This window comes from Methylobacterium sp. AMS5 (assembly GCF_001542815.1).
In the GTDB taxonomy this organism is placed as follows: domain Bacteria; phylum Pseudomonadota; class Alphaproteobacteria; order Rhizobiales; family Beijerinckiaceae; genus Methylobacterium.
The window spans coordinates 3,623,450-3,640,486 of the sequence record NZ_CP006992.1 but is presented as its reverse complement, the minus strand read 5'-3'; the positions used below and the strand labels follow the sequence as shown (position 1 = coordinate 3,640,486).

At 70.5% G+C, this 17,037-nt stretch carries 17 protein-coding genes; 13 read left to right on the top strand and 4 right to left on the bottom strand.

Annotation, left to right across the window (positions count from 1 at the left end; all coding sequences use genetic code 11):
• Positions 1-74 precede the first annotated feature (74 nt).
• The 3 genes from Y590_RS16380 to Y590_RS16370 all read right to left on the bottom strand — a co-directional run bounded on the left by Y590_RS16380 (position 75) and on the right by Y590_RS16370 (position 1,891).
• Positions 75-296 (bottom strand): hypothetical protein, encoded by a 222-nt coding sequence (locus Y590_RS16380; RefSeq protein ID WP_060770783.1) that lies wholly within the window; start codon positions 294-296, stop codon positions 75-77.
• Between the two features lie 93 nt (positions 297-389).
• Positions 390-1,238 (bottom strand): metallophosphoesterase, encoded by an 849-nt coding sequence (locus Y590_RS16375; RefSeq protein ID WP_060772329.1) that lies wholly within the window; start codon positions 1,236-1,238, stop codon positions 390-392.
• Between the two features lie 35 nt (positions 1,239-1,273).
• Positions 1,274-1,891: a cation efflux transmembrane domain-containing protein gene (locus tag Y590_RS16370; protein ID WP_060770782.1), complete on the bottom strand. Its 618-nt coding sequence runs from the start codon at positions 1,889-1,891 to the stop codon at positions 1,274-1,276.
• Between the two features lie 199 nt (positions 1,892-2,090).
• Here Y590_RS16370 and croR point away from each other — a divergent pair, with 199 nt between their 5' ends.
• The 12 genes from croR (at position 2,091) to Y590_RS16310 (ending at position 15,410) form a co-directional block, all read left to right on the top strand.
• Positions 2,091-2,564, top strand: a complete 474-nt coding sequence (gene croR / locus Y590_RS16365; RefSeq protein ID WP_003606989.1) for a 3-hydroxybutyryl-CoA dehydratase — start codon at positions 2,091-2,093, stop codon at positions 2,562-2,564.
• Positions 2,565-2,572: 8 nt separating this feature from the next.
• Complete coding sequence (locus Y590_RS16360; protein WP_060770781.1) at positions 2,573-3,439, top strand: TrmH family RNA methyltransferase; 867 nt, start codon at positions 2,573-2,575, stop codon at positions 3,437-3,439.
• A gap of 234 nt (positions 3,440-3,673) precedes the next feature.
• Entirely contained in the window at positions 3,674-5,173 is a 1,500-nt protein-coding gene (locus tag Y590_RS16355) for a helicase HerA domain-containing protein (protein ID WP_003606607.1), read from the top strand.
• A gap of 133 nt (positions 5,174-5,306) precedes the next feature.
• On the top strand, positions 5,307-6,899 hold the full coding sequence (gene crtI, locus Y590_RS16350) for a phytoene desaturase family protein (RefSeq protein WP_060770780.1): 1,593 nt from the start codon (positions 5,307-5,309) through the stop codon (positions 6,897-6,899).
• A complete protein-coding gene (locus tag Y590_RS16345) occupies positions 6,899-7,327 on the top strand; it encodes a DUF2141 domain-containing protein (RefSeq protein ID WP_060770779.1) in 429 nt (142 codons plus the stop codon). The genes crtI and Y590_RS16345 overlap by 1 nt, the downstream gene beginning before the upstream one ends.
• Positions 7,328-7,334: 7 nt before the next feature.
• Positions 7,335-8,303 carry an ABC transporter ATP-binding protein gene (locus Y590_RS16340; RefSeq protein WP_060770778.1) on the top strand — a complete coding sequence of 323 codons (969 nt, stop codon included), beginning with the start codon at positions 7,335-7,337 and terminating at the stop codon, positions 8,301-8,303.
• Positions 8,300-9,526: an ABC transporter permease gene (locus Y590_RS16335; RefSeq protein WP_060770777.1), complete on the top strand. Its 1,227-nt coding sequence runs from the start codon at positions 8,300-8,302 to the stop codon at positions 9,524-9,526. The genes Y590_RS16340 and Y590_RS16335 overlap by 4 nt, the downstream gene beginning before the upstream one ends.
• A gap of 134 nt (positions 9,527-9,660) precedes the next feature.
• Positions 9,661-10,548, top strand: coding sequence for a type 1 glutamine amidotransferase (locus Y590_RS16330; RefSeq protein WP_060770776.1), 888 nt, complete (start codon positions 9,661-9,663; stop codon positions 10,546-10,548).
• A gap of 71 nt (positions 10,549-10,619) precedes the next feature.
• Entirely contained in the window at positions 10,620-12,158 is a 1,539-nt protein-coding gene (locus tag Y590_RS16325) for a phytoene desaturase family protein (protein ID WP_060770775.1), read from the top strand.
• Positions 12,159-12,169: 11 nt separating this feature from the next.
• On the top strand, positions 12,170-12,985 hold the full coding sequence (locus tag Y590_RS16320) for a lysophospholipid acyltransferase family protein (RefSeq protein ID WP_060770774.1): 816 nt from the start codon (positions 12,170-12,172) through the stop codon (positions 12,983-12,985).
• On the top strand, positions 12,982-14,136 hold the full coding sequence (locus Y590_RS16315) for a glycosyltransferase family 2 protein (protein WP_060770773.1): 1,155 nt from the start codon (positions 12,982-12,984) through the stop codon (positions 14,134-14,136). Before Y590_RS16320 ends, Y590_RS16315 begins: the two co-directional genes overlap by 4 nt.
• Positions 14,137-14,282: 146 nt before the next feature.
• Positions 14,283-15,410: a Ppx/GppA phosphatase family protein gene (locus Y590_RS16310; protein WP_060770772.1), complete on the top strand. Its 1,128-nt coding sequence runs from the start codon at positions 14,283-14,285 to the stop codon at positions 15,408-15,410.
• A gap of 91 nt (positions 15,411-15,501) precedes the next feature.
• Here the strand turns inward: Y590_RS16310 and Y590_RS25850 are convergent, their stop codons facing one another.
• Positions 15,502-15,933 (bottom strand): nuclear transport factor 2 family protein, encoded by a 432-nt coding sequence (locus Y590_RS25850; RefSeq protein WP_158509752.1) that lies wholly within the window; start codon positions 15,931-15,933, stop codon positions 15,502-15,504.
• 300 nt (positions 15,934-16,233) lie between these two features.
• Between Y590_RS25850 and Y590_RS16305 the strand changes: the two genes are divergently transcribed.
• Positions 16,234-16,953, top strand: coding sequence for an RlmE family RNA methyltransferase (locus Y590_RS16305; RefSeq protein ID WP_060770771.1), 720 nt, complete (start codon positions 16,234-16,236; stop codon positions 16,951-16,953).
• Positions 16,954-17,037 lie beyond the last annotated feature (84 nt).

Genomic DNA, 17,037 nt, shown 5'->3' with positions numbered 1-17,037 from the left:
GAATTTCAGGGCTCGACCGCGCCTGAATAGCAGATTCCGGCGCGGAGGCGACGCCGGAGGGGCAACGGTCCAAGCTATTCGCGTTCCTTCACCCGGCGGCACTCGGTCTTGAGGTAGCTCGTCTTGCCGACCTCGTCCCTCAGGCCGGTGCGGGCGATGATCTCCTGCCAGCCGTTGGTGCAGCCGAGTTCGTTCGCGACGCGGACCTTACGCACCTCGCTCGCCCGCTCGTCGTTGCAATCCTGCTGCGGGATGCCGTTGGCGCAGACGAGTACGACGGCGATGAAGGCATTCATGGCGAATCTCCCGCTTTTTTGTTGGCTTTTCCCGCCTGTGGCGAGCCGGAGCCTTACGCACGAAGCCGGCGTCGGGTTTCGTCCGTGAGAACGCTATCCCACCTCGACGATGAGATCGTTGCGAAACGTCTTTCCCTCCACCGGGTTGGCGAGCCAGCGGGTGCGCCCGATCCGCAGATCGTGCCCGGCATGGAAGTGGCCGGAGATCCAGAGATCGGGACGGTCCGCGTCGGGCAAGTCGTCGAGGATCGTGGTGGCGTAGAAGGCCGGCACCCACCACGGCACGCCGGGGCTGTCGCGGAATGCGTCGGCGGCGAGCGGGCTCGGCGGGTGGTGCGTGACGGCGACCGTGGGGCCCTGGTGGGGCTGGGCCAGCGTTTCGAAAAAAGCGGCCCGCTCGCGCAGATGGGCCTCCATCGCGTCGGCCGGCGACCAGGGCTCGCGGTCGGCCCGGCGGATCGAACCGCGGTACTCTCGCGATCCGGTGACGGGATCGGTCATCCGCGCGGCCGCATAGGCGACAGGGTCGTCGGGCCGGTCGGGCGTGTCGTCGGTGAGCCAGCGCCCGGCGAGTGACCAGTCGCTCCACAGTGTGGTGCCGACGAAGCGCACGCCGCCGATCACCGCCGCCTGCCCGCCCTGGAGCAGGTGGATGCGGCTGCCCAGCCCGTTCAGCCGGGCGACCTCGCGCTCGAGCGCGGCGAGGAGTTCGGGCGCAGTGCGCGGATCGCCCGTCGGGGCGTAGTGCTCGTGGTTGCCCGGCACCAGCACCACCGGCCGCTCGCCCGCCAGCGCCAGCACCGTGGCGAGCCCGGCTTCGGGCTGGCCCTCGTGCAGGTCGCCGGCGCAGACGAGCACGTCGAAGGCGGCCTCGGGCGGCGGGATCATCTCCGGGCGGCGGCGTTCGAGATGCAGGTCGGAGAGGGGAAAGAGGCGCAGCACGGCGTCCGTCGGTTCGAGGGAGAAGTCGGAAGGCGTCAGGCGCGGGCCTGCGCCGCTTCCTCGGCCGCGGCACGCCATTCGCGGCGGGCGGCCTTGAGCACGTCGAAGGCGGAATCGGCGTTGATGACGGCGATGCCGCCTGCCGCCACGAGATCGGGCCAGGGCGAGAGGGTCAGCGCGGTGGCGGCTCCTGCGATCATGATCGCGACGTTGGCGGCGACATCGTTGCGGGCGGAGAGGTAGGCCGCGCGGGTGAGGCTGCCATGGCCGTCGCGGTGGCGGGCGAGCATCAGCGCGCAGGCGAGGTTGACGAGGAGCGCGCCGAGGCCGGTCAGCGTCAGCGGCACGGGGGCCGGCGCGGTGAAGTCCGAGAATTTTTCGTAGGCCGCCCAGGCCGTGGCGAGGCCCGGCACCAGCAGGATGGCGGCCAGCAGGGTGCCGAGCCGCGCCCGGTTGCGCACGCTCCAGCCGATCCCTGCAAAGATCAGCAGGTTGATCGCGGCATCCTCCAGGAAGTCGAGGCTGTCGGCGATCAGCGCCACCGATCCGATCGCGAGCGCCACGACGATCTCGATGCCGAAATAGCCGAGGTTCAGCGCCGCCACGCGGGCGACGACCGGGCGCAGACTCGGCGAGGGCGGCAGACGAGGCACCGGCGGGTTCCCGAGGGTGGGGCGAAGCGGGCCGGTGATGGACCGAGGCGCCCTGCCCTGTCGAGACCCTTCCCAGCGGCGGGCCTCTCGGCCCATTGTCCGGCTGGATTTGCACGCGCGGCTGTGCAAGGCGAAAGATCTGCCAAAGGACAGCCAAGCCGCCTATCGAGCGGCGATCCGGACCGGGGAGGCGTTGACCATGTTGCCCGAACTGCGCGTGCTCTATTTCGAGGATCTCGAAGTCGGACTGACGGAGATTCTGAAGAAGGAGATCTCCTCCTCCGACGTGGTGGGCTTTGCCGAGATCACCGGCGACCGCAACCCGATCCACCTCTCCGAGCACTTCGCCGCGCGCACGCCCTTCGGCACCCGCATCGCCCACGGCCTCTACACTGCGGGCCTGATCTCGGCGGTGCTCGGCACCCGCCTGCCGGGGCCGGGCGCGGTCTACATCTCACAGACCCTGAACTTCCGCGCGCCGGTGCGCATCGGCGACATCGTCGAGGTGAAGGTCGAGGTGGCCGAGCTGATCCCCGAGCGCCGCCGCGCCCGGCTGGCCTGCACCTGCTCCGTCGGCGACGAGGTGGTGCTCGACGGCGAAGCCCTGGTGAAGGTGCCGAAGAAGGAAGAGGCCGATCCGCTCGCCATGCGCATGGGCGGCGGCCGCGCCTAAAAAAACGCTTGCCCGAACCGATTGCCATCGACGATCCGGACGACCCGCGGCTCTGCGCCTACCGGGCCGTGCGCGAGCGCGACCTCGTGGGCCGGCAGGGCCGCTTCATCGTCGAGGGCGAGGTGACCCTGCGGCTGCTGTTCTCGGGCAGCGCCCGCTTCGCCGCGGAATCGGTGCTGCTGGCGCCCGAGCGCTGGCCGGGCTTTGCGGACGTGCTGCGTGGGGACGGGCCGCCGGTCTATCTCGCCGGCAAGGACGTGATGAGCGCGGTGGCCGGCTTTCCGATCCATCGCGGCGTGCTGGCGGTGGGCCTGCGCGGCATGGAGCCTCCACCCGAGTCCCTGATCCCACCCGCCCCTGCCCCGGCCCTCGTCGTCGGGCTCGTCGGGTTGACCAACCACGACAATGTCGGCGGCCTGTTTCGTAACGCCGCCGCCTTCGCCGCCGACGCGGTCTGGCTCGATGCCGAGGCCTGCGATCCGCTCTACCGCAAGGCGATCCGCGTCTCGGCCGGCGCGGCGCTGACCGTGCCCTTCGCCCGCGCGGCGAGCGGGGCGGCGCTGCTCGATCTTGCCGAACGCCACGCCCTGACGCCGCTCGCGCTCACCCCTAGCGGGAGCGAGACGCTCGATGCCCTGGATCCGCCGTCTCGCACGCTGCTGCTGCTCGGGACCGAGGGGCCCGGACTGCCTGAATCGCTGATGACCCGCGCCCGCCGCGTGCGGATCGCCATGGCGCCAGGCTTCGACTCGCTCAACGTCGCGACCGCAGGCGCGATCGCGCTGCATCATCTGGCGGGGCAGCGGCTTGCAGCTGAAGCCGAATTGTCCCGCGCCTTCCGCGCGCTCAGCGGCAGCGTCGATCCCGATCTCTGATCAGGTGCCATCCGCATCGTCGGAGCGGCGTGGCAGGCCGCCCCCGTCATGGCGAGGCGGAGCCGAGGCCATCCAGCGCTCGCCCTCTCCGGATGGGTCGCGTCGCTGGATCGCTTCGCGTCCGTTCGCGATGACGGCAAGGGCTGCGGCCTCCCGCCTGTGGACGGCTCAGGCCCTCGCGGACCTCGGCCGGCCGGCGCATGTTAGAAGCAGCGGGCGCCAGCGGGGTACGGGATGGGCTACGAGATCGATCTGGGTCGGGCCGGCGACAAGCCCGGGATGATGGACCTCACGGAGCTTCTGGCGACGCGCCTCCTCGTCCAGGGCAATTCCGGTTCGGGCAAGTCGCACCTGCTACGGCGCCTGCTGGAGCAAAGTGCGGGCCTCGTGCAGCAGGCGATCATCGACCCCGAGGGCGACTTCGTCACGCTGGCCGAGCGCTACGGCCACGTCGTGATCGAGGCGGATGGCAACGAGGCGGAACTCCTGCGCATCGCCGCCCGCGTCCGCGAGCATCGGGTCTCCGTCGTGCTCTCGCTGGAAGGGCTCGACGCCGAGGACCAGATGCGCGCCGCCGCCGCCTTCCTCGGCGGCCTGTTCGATGCCGACCGCTCGCTCTGGTACCCGATGCTGGTGGTGGTGGACGAGGCGCAGCTCTTCGCCCCCGCCGCCGCGGGCGAGGTCTCCGACGAGGCCCGCCGCCTCTCGCTCGGCGCCATGACCAACCTGATGTGCCGCGGGCGAAAGCGCGGGCTGGCCGGCATCATCGCCACGCAGCGTCTGGCCAAGCTCGCCAAGAACGTCGCGGCGGAAGCCTCGAACTTCCTGATGGGCCGCACCTTCCTCGACATCGACATGGCGCGCGCCGCCGACCTGCTCGGCCTCGATCGCCGCGGGGCCGAGATGTTCCGCGACCTCGCCCGAGGCCATTTCGTCGGCCTCGGCCCGGCGCTCTCGAAGCGCCCGCTGCCGATCGCCATCGGCCCGACGGTGACCGAGAGCCGCAACGCCGCGCCCGACCTGCTCCCCCTGCCCACCATGGGCGAGGAGGCGCGCGCGCTGATCATGACGGCGTCGGCCGAGGAGGAGGCAAGGCCCCTCCCCGCGCCCCGGCCGAAGCCCGTCCGCGCGCCCGGCCCCGACGTGCTGGTCCAACTCGCCAATTACCGGCCGCCGGTGCGCGACGATCTGCCGGAGGAGGAGCCGATGGATCCGGCCGAGCGCGAGGCGGCGATGGCCGAGATCCTCGCCTCGGTGCTGGCGGATTCGGACGCTGCCGCCTGCACGCCCGCCACCCTCTACCAGGATTTCACCGTCCGCTGCCGCATCCGCCGGATCGGCGGCGAGGCGATGGGCCTGCCCGAATTCAAGCGGCGGCTCGCCGTGGCACGGGCCGGCGTCCAGGGCGCCACCGCCGAGGGACCCGGTTGGGAGCGGGCGCAGGAGATCGCCGCCGGCCTGCCCGAGGATCTGGCCGGGCTGTTCCTGCTCATCGCCCGCACGGCGCTCGAAGGCTCGCCCTGCCCGTCCGACGCGGCGCTCGCGGAGGCCTACGGTACCTCCTCGGCGGGGCGTGCCCGGCGCATGCTGGGCTACCTTGAGGAGCGTGGCGCCATCGTCATGCGCCGGGATCTGCGCGGTGCGCCGATCATCGCCGTGCCCGATCTCGACGCCGAGACCGGCCCGCAGATCGGCGCGGCCGCCGTGCTCCCGCTGCGTCGGCGACGGCCCTGAACGCGGACGGTATCGGCCTGTCGATGGCCGGAACCTGTTGAGACCCCTGGTACGCGACAATCCGTGCCTCTTGCCCCTGGCCCGCTTCCGGCCAAGATTGCGCCGACGATGTGAGGTTGGGAGTTTTGGGACGTTGCTGCAGTCGCGGGAAGGTTTGCGTACCCTGTCGGGCCGCCGCACGATCGTCGTCGGGGCCGGCCCCGGCGGGCTTGCCACGGCGCTGCTCCTGGCCAAGGCCGGATTGCATGTCACGATCATCGAGCGCGACGCGACCGTCGGCGGGCGCACCAAGACCGTCGAGGCGCCGGGCGGGTACCGCTTCGACATCGGCCCGACCTTCTTCCTCTATCCGCAGATCCTCGCCGACATCTTCGAATCCTGCGGCGAGCGCCTGGAGGATCATGTCCGGCTGGAGCGGCTCGACCCGCAATACAACCTCGTCTTCGAGGGTGAGGGCGGCATTTCGGGGCAGATCCGTGCCACCGGCGACGTGCCGCGGCTGAAGGCCGAGATCGCCCGCCTCGCCCCCGCCGATGCCGAGAACGTCGAAAAATTCTTCGAAGAGAACCGGACCAAGCTGAACTACTTCAAGCCGGTGCTGGAGCAGCCCTTCGACAACATCCTGTCGATGGCGAGCCCGGCCATGCTGGCCGCCCTCCCCCATCTCCATCCCGGCCGCAGCGTGGACCGGGATCTCAAGCGCTACTTCGCCGACCCGCGGGTGCGCCTCGCCTTCTCGTTCCAGACCAAATATCTCGGGATGAGCCCCTTCCGCTGCCCGAGCCTGTTCACGATCCTCTCGTTCCTCGAATACGAGCACGGGGTCTATCACCCGGTCGGCGGCTGCGGCGCGGTCTCGGAGGCGATGGCGGGGCTCGCCCGCCGCATGGGCGTCGACATCCGCCTCGGGCAATCGGTCGAGCGGATCCTGTTCGAGGGCAAGCGCGCCTGCGGCGTGGTCGTCGGCGGCGAGACGCTGAAGGCCGATGCGGTGGTCGTGAACGGCGACTTCGCCAAGGTGATCCGCGATCTGGTGCCGGAGGAGCGGCGCCCGCGCTGGCGTGACGCCAAGATCGGCAAGGCGCGCCTCTCCTGCTCGACCTACATGCTCTACCTCGGCATCGAAGGCAAAATGCCCGAGAGCCTGGGCCACCACACCATCCTGCTGGCCAAGGAATACGAGCGCAACATCAAGGAGATCACCGGCGGCACGCTGCCGATGGAGCCTTCGATCTACGTGCAGCATGCCGGCTTCACCGATGGCGGTATGGCGCCTCCCGGCCACACCGCCCTCTACGTGCTGGTGCCGGTGCCCAACCTGAAGGCGGGCATCGATTGGGAGACGGTCGGCCCGAGCTACCGCAAGCTGATTCTGGAGCGCCTGAAGCTCCTCGGCCTTCCCGACATCGAGAGCCGCATCCGCTACGAGCGCGTGGTCGATCCCCGCGATTGGCGCGACGCGTTCGCGGTGCACGAGGGCGCGACCTTCAACCTCGCCCACGATCTCATGCAGATGCTGTGGTTCCGGCCCCATAACCGCTTCGGGCCGGGGCTCTACCTCGTCGGCGGCGGCACCCATCCGGGCTCCGGCCTTCCCGTGATCTACGAGGGTGCGCGCATCTCCGCCCGGCTCCTCATCGAGGATCTCGCCAAGGAGAAGGCGCCCGCGATCCTGGCGGACCTGCCGACGACCTCGCCGCTTGCCACGCAGGGCGATCCGAGCTGATGCGGGCCGCTTTTCTCGCGGGCCTTGCCGTGCTGGCCGCGTTTACGGGCCCGGCGCGGGCGGCAGGCCTGGAGGTGATCGTCGAGGGAGCCGAGCCGGGGCCGGGCGAAGTCTACGTCACCCTGTGTCAGGGCGGGCTGAGCGAGGCCGCCTGTCCGATCGGCCGGAGCGCTCCGGTCCGCGGCGGCGCCGAGCGCTTCGTCTTCACCGACGTGCCCGCGGGCGTCTGGGCGGTCGCCGCCTTCCAAGACGAGAACGGCAACGGCCGGCTCGACCGGACGGCGCTCGGCCTGCCGCTGGAGCCTTACGGTTTCTCCGGCGCTGTCGCGCGCCGGGCCCGGCCGGACTTTGCCAGCGCGAGCTTCGCCCTGCACGAACCCGGCACCGCTATGCGGATCCGCATCGCCCGTCCGCTGCCGCGGCGCTGACGGGCGAATGATGCACATCGAGGCCCCGCCCCTCGTCTCCGTCGAGGGCGCCGCCCTCGCCTATCGCGGCCGTCCGGCCCTGCGCGGGCTCGACCTCACCCTCGTCCGGGGCACGACGCTGGCCCTGCTCGGGCCGAACGGGGCCGGAAAGACCAGCTTGATCCGCCTGCTGGCCGGGCGGCTCAAGCCCGATGCCGGAAGCGTCCGCATCCTCGGCGGCGACCCCCATGCCGACCGTGCGACCCGCAAGCGGATCGATTTCGTGCCGCAGGAAATCGCGCTCTATCCCCGCCTCACCGTCGCGGAGAATCTCGACGTGTTCGCCCGGCTCGCCGGCCTGAAGCGTGGGGAGCGCCGCGGGGCGGTCGCGGCGGCGATCGGGCGCTGTGCGCTGGCCGAGGTGGCGGGGCGGCTCGTCGCCACGCTCTCGGGCGGCTACCAGCGCCGGGTCAACATCGCCGTGAGCCTGCTCAGCGAACCCGACCTGATCCTGCTCGACGAGCCGACGCAGGGGGTCGATCTCGACGCGCGCGCGTCGATCCACGCTGTGCTGGCGGGCCTGCGCGCGGGTGGCGCCGGGCTCGTCATCAGCACCCACGATTTTTCCGAAGCCGAGCGACTTGCCGACCGCGTTGCCATCCTCGCCGACGGGCAGATCCGGCTCGAAGGCGCTCTGGCCGCGCTGATGCGCCCGTTCGAGGCCGCCCCGCCCGAGCACGAGGCGGTGCTGGAGAGCCCCCCGGACGCCGCCGCCGAGGCGGCCCTGAGGCGCTCCGGCTTCTCGCCGCTCACGGGCGAGGCGCGGTTCTGGCGTGCCGACCACGGGGCCGCCGGCGGGCTCGACGGCGCGGCTCTGCTTGCCGCCCTGCGGGCAGCCGGCGTGCCGGTGGCCGAGATCCGGGTGCGCCGCCCCGGCCTGGAAACCCTCTACCGGGACAGCCTCGCTGGCCGTCCGGGCCGGGAGAGCGCGGCGTGATCGCGGCGGCATTCCGGGTGATGTGGCTCTCGCTCCTGCGCGACCGCGCGGCGCTGACCATGGCCTTCGTGCTGCCCACCGTCATCTTCGCGATCTTCGCGGCGATCTTTTCGGGCGCGATCGGCGACCGCATCCGCATCCATCTCGGGCTCGCCGACCTCGCGGGCACCGCCACCACGCAGCGCCTCGTCACGGCCCTGGAGGCCGAGCCGTCCCTTCGCATCGCGCGCCTGGACGTGGCGGACGAAGCGGCGGCCGTCCGCGCCGTGCGTCGCGGCGAGGTCGATGTGGCCCTGGTGCTGCGCAGCGACCTCGCGGCGCCCGCCGGCACGGATAAGGCTGGCCCCGACAAGGGGAACGCGGCGGCGAGCCAGCCGGTGCTGCTGATCGAGAGTCCGTCGCGGGCGCTCGCCACGCCGATCGCGCTGGGCCAGCTCCAGCGTGCTCTCAACGACGCGCTGCCCGACGTGGTGCTCTCGCGCATCGTCGCGGACGTCGAGCGCTCCGGCAAGATCGGGCCGGACGAGCGCACCTTCCTCGACGAGGCCTTCGCCGAGCAGCGGGCGAAGAAGGAGCCGTTCTCCTTCACCCGTCTCGTCGAGACCCGCACCACCGCGAGCGGGCGCGGCAACGAGCGGGTGAGCTACTACGCGGGCGCCATCGCCGCCGTGTTCCTGCTGTTCGCGGCGATGCAGGGGGCGCTCTCCCTGGTGGACGAGCGCGAGGGCGGGCTGGCCGACCGCCTCGCCGCCGGCCCCGGCGGCCTGCCGGTGATCGTGCTGGGAAAATTCCTGTTCCTGCTCGGCCAGGGCGTGGTCCAGGCCGGGCTGATCTTTTCCGCCGCCGCGCTTCTGCACGGCGTCGATGTGTCCGGCCACTGGATCGGCTGGCTCGTCACCTCGATCCTCGTCTCGGCCATGGCGGCGGGCCTCGCGCTCGCCGCCTGCGCGCTCTCGGCGACCCGCCAGCAGGCGCATCTGGCCGCGACCTTCGGCGTGCTGCTGCTCTCGGCGGTCGGCGGCAGCATGGTGCCCCGCTTCCTCATGCCTCCCTGGCTGCAGCAGGCCGGCTGGCTCACGCCCAACGCCTGGGCGATCGAGGCCTATCAGGCGGCCCTCGGCGAGGGCGCGGCGGCGGCCTTGCCGGCCTGGGGCGTGCTGGCGACCCTGGCGGCCGTTGGTCTGGGGGTGGCGGTCGGGGTGGTCGGCCGGAGAACGGTCTGAGGCGGATTGACCCGTGGCGACCCGTCTCCGCGACGGAACCGGGCAGATCGGGCAGGGCCATTCACGCTGGCCTGCATGTCTTCTTGCGCCCGCATGTCTTCTCGCCCGGATATCTTCGGAGCCGCCCCACCCCCATGACCAACGCAATGCTGCGCCTGCTGATCGCCGACGGCAACGACCGCGACGGCCGTGCGAAGCGCGAGTCCGCCGTCGGCCAAACCACCTCGCAGGCCTTCGCCGCCGTGGTGGCCGACCTCGCGCCCGAGGCGGCCTGCACGCTGGTGAACCCCGCCGATGCCGAGGCCGCGATCGGGTTCGATCTCGCCGGGTTCGACGGGATGGTGCTCACCGGCTCCACCTTGCGGCTCGCCGATGGCGGGCCGGCGGTGCGGCGCCAGCTCGACCTGATGCGCGCGGCTTTGGAGGCCGGGTTGCCGGTGTTCGGCTCGTGCTGGGGCATGCAGGTCGCCGCGGCGATCGCGGGCGGGGATGTCGGCGAGAACCCGCGCGGGCCGGAATACGGTTTCGCCCGGCGCCTCACGGCCACGGGGGACGGGGCCGCGCACCCGCTGCTCGCCAGTCGCGCGCCTGCCTGGGACGCACCCGCGATCCATTGCGATGCCGTCGTCGTCGCCCCCTCCGGCGCGCGGGTGCTCGCGGCGAATGCCGTGCTCGACGTTCAGGCGATCGAGATCCGCTACGGGCGCGGGCTGTTCTGGGGCACGCAGTACCACCCGGAAACCGACCTCGACGAACTCGCCGCGATGCTGCGGCTGAGCGCCGATGCGGTCGTCTCCGCCGGGCTGGCCGCCGATCACGCCGCGGTCGAGGCCTATGCCGGCGAGATTTCGGATCTCGACGGCAGCGAGGGCGCCGCCCGCCGCCATCGCGCGTGGCGTCTCGGAATCGGCGCCGACGTGCTCGAACCCGCGCAGCGGCGCCGGGAAATCGGCAATTTTCTCGCGTCTCTGTCCACAGCCCGCGGCGTGGTATGGACCGAGCGCGACCGGGTGGCACGTTGACCCGCCCTGCCGCGCATCTAGCTTTGCTTTGACGGTCTTCTTTTTCAGGCCGCGCGGGAGACGCGTTTCCAATGAGCCAGGGTTCTTCGGTCGCGGTCGTCGGAAGCGGGCTCGGTGGGTTGGCCTCGGCTTGCGTGGCGGCCGCGCGCGGCCATCGCGTCACGGTCTACGACAAGAACGACTGGATGGGCGGCAAGGCCGCGGTGCTGCACGAGGGCGGCTTCCGCTTCGATATGGGGCCGACCATCCTCACCGTGCCGCGCGTGCTGGAGCGCATCTTCGCCGAGGCCGGGCGCTCGGTGCACGATTACATGGATCTGCGCCGCCTCGACCCGCAATGGCGCTGCTTCTTCGATGACGGCTCGCGCGTCGATCTGATCGAGGACGTCGATGCCATGGCCGCCTCCATGGACCGGTTCGCCCCCGGGCAAGGGGTGGGCGACGGCTACAAGAAGTTCATCGCAGTCTCCGAGCATCTGCACGGCGTCTCGGAGCGGTTCTTCTTCTGGAAGGCGGTGCAGGATCTGTTCGACACGATCGACATCCGCGCCAACATGAATCCCGGCACGCTCCGCGACGTGCTCAGCCTTCGCATGCACGCCACCGTCGCGAGCACGATCCGCGGCAAGGTCAAGGATGCGCGCCTCGCGCAGATGCTCGACCACTTCGTGCAATATGTCGGCTCCTCGCCCTACGGCGCGCCGGCCGTGCTCTGCGCCATCGCCCACATGCAGACGGCCGAAGGCGTGTGGTACCCGATGGGCGGCACCCGCGCGGTGGCCGAGGGGCTGATGCGGCTCGCGACCGAACTCGGCGCCACGTTGAAGCCCGCCGACGAGGTGCTGGGCCTCGACATCGCCGCGGGCCAGCTGCGCGGCCTGCGCACCCGCGACGGCATCACGCCCTACGACGCCGTCATCTCCAACATGGATTCGGTGCGCACCTACCGCGAACTCGTCGGCGGCGAGGTCGGCAAGTCCTACGAGAAGAAATTCTTCGAGCCGGCCTGCTCCGGCGTGGTGCTCTATCTCGGGCTCAACAAGCGCTACGAGCACCTGAACCACCACGATTTCGTCTTCTCCCGCGACCCGGAGGAGGAGTTCGACTTCATCTACCGCAAGGGCGAGCCGGCCCCCGACCCGACCGCCTACCTCGCGGCCCCCTCCTCCACCGATCCGAGCGTGGCGCCCGAGGGCGGCGAGGCGCTCTACGTCCTCGTCCACACGCCGTATCTTCGGCCGCACCACGACTGGTCGAAGATGTTCCCGGCCTATCGCCGGACGATCCTGGAGAAGCTCAAGCGCACCGGCGGCATGCCGGATCTCGAGGAGCGCATCGTCGTCGAGCGCCACCTCACCCCGCAGGACATCCACGACCGCTACAAGGTGCTCAACGGCGCGATCTACGGGCTCGCCTCGCACGGGCGGATGATGGGCGCGTTCAAGCCCGGCAACCGCTCGCGGGAGGTGCGCGGCCTCTACCTCGCGGGGGGCGCCGCCCATCCGGGGCCGGGCATGCCGATGGTGATGATGTCGGGTTGGATCGCCGCCGACGCCCTCGATCAGGATCTGCGCGGCCGCGGGGAACCGGAGCTGCGCAAGACCGCCTGAGTTCTTTCGAGATGGCGCGGGGCAAACCGCTTCCGCCCGAGCGCTCGGCTCCGCTCTGGCGGTTCATGGCCGCTTATTTCGACCGCTTCGTGCGGCGCCACCTGAACGCCCTGCGGCTGGCCCGCTGGGGCGTTCCGGCCGGCATCACAGGCACGGCGCCGCTGGTGATCTACGCCAACCATCCGGCGTGGTGGGATGCGGCGATCCTGCTCGTCGCGGCCGACCGGCTGTTTCCGGGGCGCGAGAGCTTCGCGCCGATCGATGCCGCGATGCTGGAGAAGTACGGCATCTTCCGGAAGTTGGGCGCCTTTCCCGTCGATCTCGACAGCGCGCGGGGCGGTGCGCAATTCCTGTCCGCCTCCCGCACGATCCTGGGTGCGCCGAACCGCGCGATCTGGATCACGGCGCAAGGGCGCTTCGCCGACGTGCGGGTTCGCCCGCTGGGGCTGAAGCCGGGCGTCGCGCGGTTGACCGAGATCGCCCCCGAGGCGACCTTCCTGCCGCTGGCCGTGGAATACGCCTTCTGGGACGAGCGCGGGGCGGAAGCCTTCCTCGCCTTCGGTCAACCGCTCACCGCCGCCGAACTGCTTGCCCTGCCCCGCCCGGAGCGGCTCGCCCGGATGGAGACGGCGCTGACCGCCACCCTCGACCGGCTCTCGGGCGACGTGATCGCCCGCGATCCCACCCGGTTCGAGACGCTGCTGGCGGGCCGGCGCGGGGTCGGCGGCGTGTATGACGGGTGGCGGCGGCTCGCGGCCGCGCTGACCGGCCGCCGCTTCGAGCCGGGGCACCGGGACGGCGATTCCGAGGAGACGCGGACCCGATGACACTGACCCTCCTCGCGCTCGTTGCCCTCGCGCTGGCCCTGCTTCCGGCGGGGCTGGCCGCGGTCAATCTCGCGATCCTGCACAGCCCCGAGCCCACTCCGAGCGACGGCCTCGTCTCGATCCTGATCCCCGCCCGCAACGAGGCGGCTGTGATCGAGGGCACGGTGCGGGCGGCACTCGCGAGCTCCGGCGTCCCGGTCGAGGTGATCGTCGGCGACGATCACTCGACCGACGGGACCGCCGAAATCGTCGAGCGCATCGCCCGCACCGATCCGCGCCTGCGGCTGATCGCCGTTCCCGCCCTGCCCGAGGGCTGGACCGGCAAGAACCACGCCTGCGCCGCCCTGGCCGAGGCGGCACGGGGCGAGCGCCTGCTGTTTCTCGACGCCGACGTCACGTTGGCACCGGACGGCGCGGCGGCGCTCGCCGCGCATGCCGTCCGGAGCGGCACCGATCTCGTCAGCGGCGTGCCGCGGCAGGTGATGGAGACTCTGGGCGAGCGCCTGACCGTGCCGATGATCGACTTCCTGCTGCTCGGCTACCTGCCGATCGCCCTGATGCGCGCCTCGCCCCGCCCCTCGCTCGGCGCCGCCTGCGGGCAGCTGATCCTGATCGCGCGCGAGGCTTACCGGCGGACCGGGGGCCACGGCGCGATCCGCACCTCGCTCCATGACGGCGTGCGCCTGCCGCGGCTGTTCCGCGAGCAAGGGTTCCACACCGATCTCGTCGCGGGCCACGCGCTCGCGGCCTGCCGGATGTACCGAAATTTTCCGCAGAGCTGGGCCGGCTTCTCGAAGAACGCGCATGAGGGCATGGCGACGCCCGTTTCGCTCCCGGTCTGGACGGTGCTGCTGTTCGGCGGCCATATCCTGCCCTGGCTCGTTCTGGCCGCCGCCCTGGCGCTGGGCGCCGGGACACCCGCCGTCATGGCCGCGGCCGCCGTCATCGTCTCGCTCGCGACGCGGGCGGCGATCACCCTCCGGGTCGCCGAGCCGCTCGCGACGATTCTCCTCCACCCCGCCACCGTCGTCACGGCGCTGGCGATCCAGTGGAACGTGCTGCTGCGCCCCGGACGTGCCGGCCGGGCCGTATGGAAAGGCCGCAGCTACACAGTCGGCGGGCGTGCCAAGCCGCGGCAGGAACCGGGTTGAGGGGTCTTTCGCGAGACAATCCATGCGGCAAATCGTGTAAGGCCGGCCATCCAGCCTTTGCAGTTCCTGAACAACGCCTGTAGCCTTGGGGCCACGTCGGCCGGGCGTCTTGCCGGGCTGCATCGCCAGGAAGTTCGGTCGCGTCGATGAGGGATGAGAGCGCCGCCGCCGTGTCGGCCCGCCCCACCGCCGACCCGCAGACATCGCGGGAGGGTTCCCGCACGGTCACGGGCGGACGCCCGATCGAGAGCTTCCCCCCACGCTACGAAACCGGTCGTCACGGCCGGCGCGACGCCTATGCCGCGCTCGATCTCGGCACCAACAATTGCCGTCTGCTGGTCGCCGAGCCGACGCCCAACGGCTTCCGGGTGATCGACGCCTTCTCCCGCATCGTCCGGCTCGGCGAGGGGTTGGGCAATTCCAATCGCCTCACCGAGGCGGCGATCGAGCGCACGGTCGAGGCCCTGCGCATCTGCCGGGGCAAGATGAAGTCCCGCGCGGTGGCCCGCTCCAAGGTGATCGCGACCGAGGCCTGCCGGCTGGCCGTCAACGGCGCCGAGTTCGTGGCGCGGGTGCGCGCCGAAGTCGGGCTCGACCTCGAGATCGTGGACCGGCAGACGGAAGCCTATCTCGCCGTGACCGGCTGCGCCGCGCTCGCCGACCCGCGGGCGGAATCGGTCGTGATCTTCGATATCGGCGGCGGCTCCACCGAGATCGCGTGGCTCGACGGCGCGGCGGCCAACCCCTCGACCGACCCGACCTTGCGCATCCGCGCCTGGGATTCGCTGCCTGTCGGCGTGGTGACGCTGGCCGAGCGCCACGGCGGCACCGAGGTGACGCGGCGGACCTTCGAGGGCATGGTCGAGGAGGTCGGCGACCTCATCTCGCCCTTCGCGATCCGCGCTGCGGCCGCGGCCACCGCGCCCTATTTCCACCTGCTCGGCACCTCCGGCACCGTGACCACGCTTGCCGCCATGCATCTGCGGCTCGCCCGCTACGAGCGGCGCCGGGTGGATGGCCTCTGGATGAGCGACGACGAGGTCGGCGACGCGATCGAGGATCTGCTCGACACCCGCCTCGAACAGCGCGCCGACAACCCCTGCATCGGCCGCGACCGGGCCGACCTCGTGCTTGCCGGCTGCGCCATCCTGGAGGCGATCCGCCGGGTGTTCCCGTCCGAGCGCCTGCGCATCGCCGACCGGGGCCTGCGCGAGGGCCTGCTCATGAACATGATGCGCGAGGACGGCGTCTGGCGCCGCGGGCGGTATCGCTGAAACGTGGAGCCGTCGGACTCCATCGGTTCTACGTTCAGTTCTGAGATAAAGAGCAGTCGATGGTTCTGCCGGTCAAGCTCAGTTTGCGCGTCTAAAACAGGAATTGTGTCTTGTCTCCCGATTTTTGTCGGGAGGAATGGTGGCCCGTGATGAGCCATTGCCCGTCGAATTCTTCAAATACGAAAAGAAATCTCGCTGGAATTATCTCCTTTTTGCGATTTTTGATTATTTCGAATGTGTAGAGGCCGCCGATTAAAACGGCATCGTCTTTTCCGCTGGCGTGGTCGACTTGAAGATCTATCTTGCAGCTCAACGAATCCTGACTTAGAAATTTTTTGAAATAGGCGCGGCGGGTTGCGGGTGTATTGGGGACGCCGTCTTCGAGTGTTGGAACAAGAAGCGCATTTTCCGTGTAGAGACGCGTGGTGTCATCGACACTCAATTTTTCCACCGCGGCAATCCATTGCTCCAATGTCTTGTGTGCAGCGCTTCTGCACGAGGATGATTTCTCATCTTTTTGCATGGGCATTTCCTCTTATTGTTGAGTATGTGATCTGTGCAACTGATTTGAGTATAATTTGCAGAGTCGATTCATCGGCGCAAGTTTGATTTCAACCTGAGCGAGATATTTTCGCACGCAGCGAGCAATCGGCGCTTGCGATCCGCGGACGGTCGCGCCTTCACGCGCAGCGCGTGGCGCGTTAGAGCGATGGTTCGCTTTTTCGTGCGCGGCGCGTTGCCATCGAGACGCCTTCACCCGTCGCTGGAAATCGACTGCGACATCTCCGACTCCGATTCCGGGCAGACCCCAGGGGCCAACACCATGAGCGACCGGCGAGGCGGGACGAGCGGCCTGCGCGGCGACCTGAAGCAGCGGGTGAAGACCGGGCGCGGGCGCACCCTCTCCCAGAAGCGCTGGCTGGAACGCCAACTCAACGACCCCTACGTCGCCCGCGCCAAGCGCGAGGGCTACCGCTCCCGCGCGGCGTTCAAGCTTCTCGAAATCGACGAGCGCTTCAAGCTCCTGAAGCCTGGACAGCGGATCGTCGATCTCGGCGCTGCCCCCGGCGGCTGGTCGCAGGTCGCGGCGCGGATCCTCGGCGACAGCGGCCGCATCGTCGGCATCGATCTGCTCGACATCGAGCCGATGCCGGGCGCGACCTTCATCACCCTCGACTTCCTCGATCCCTCCGCGCCCGAGCGCCTGACCGAGCTGCTGGGCGGGCGGGCCGACCTCGTCCTGTCCGACATGGCCGCCAACACCACCGGCCACAAGAAGACCGACCACCTGCGCATCATCGGGCTCGCCGAGACCGCCGCGGTCTTCGCCCGCGAGATCCTGGCGCCGGGCGGCGCCTATCTCGCCAAGGTGTTCCAGGGCGGCACCGAGGGCGATCTGCTGACCGAGCTGAAGCGCGACTTCGCCACCGTGCGCCACGTCAAGCCGCAGGCGAGCCGGGCGGATTCGAGCGAACTCTACGTGCTGGCCACGGGCTTCCGCGGCGAGTCCGGCGCGAAGGACGCGGCGGACGAACAGGCGTGATACGCGCCGCTTGATCGAAGCGGGGCGCGTATCGCTCAGCCCGCGCGGCGCCTGAGCGTCGACCAAATCCGCCATCCCGAAGGG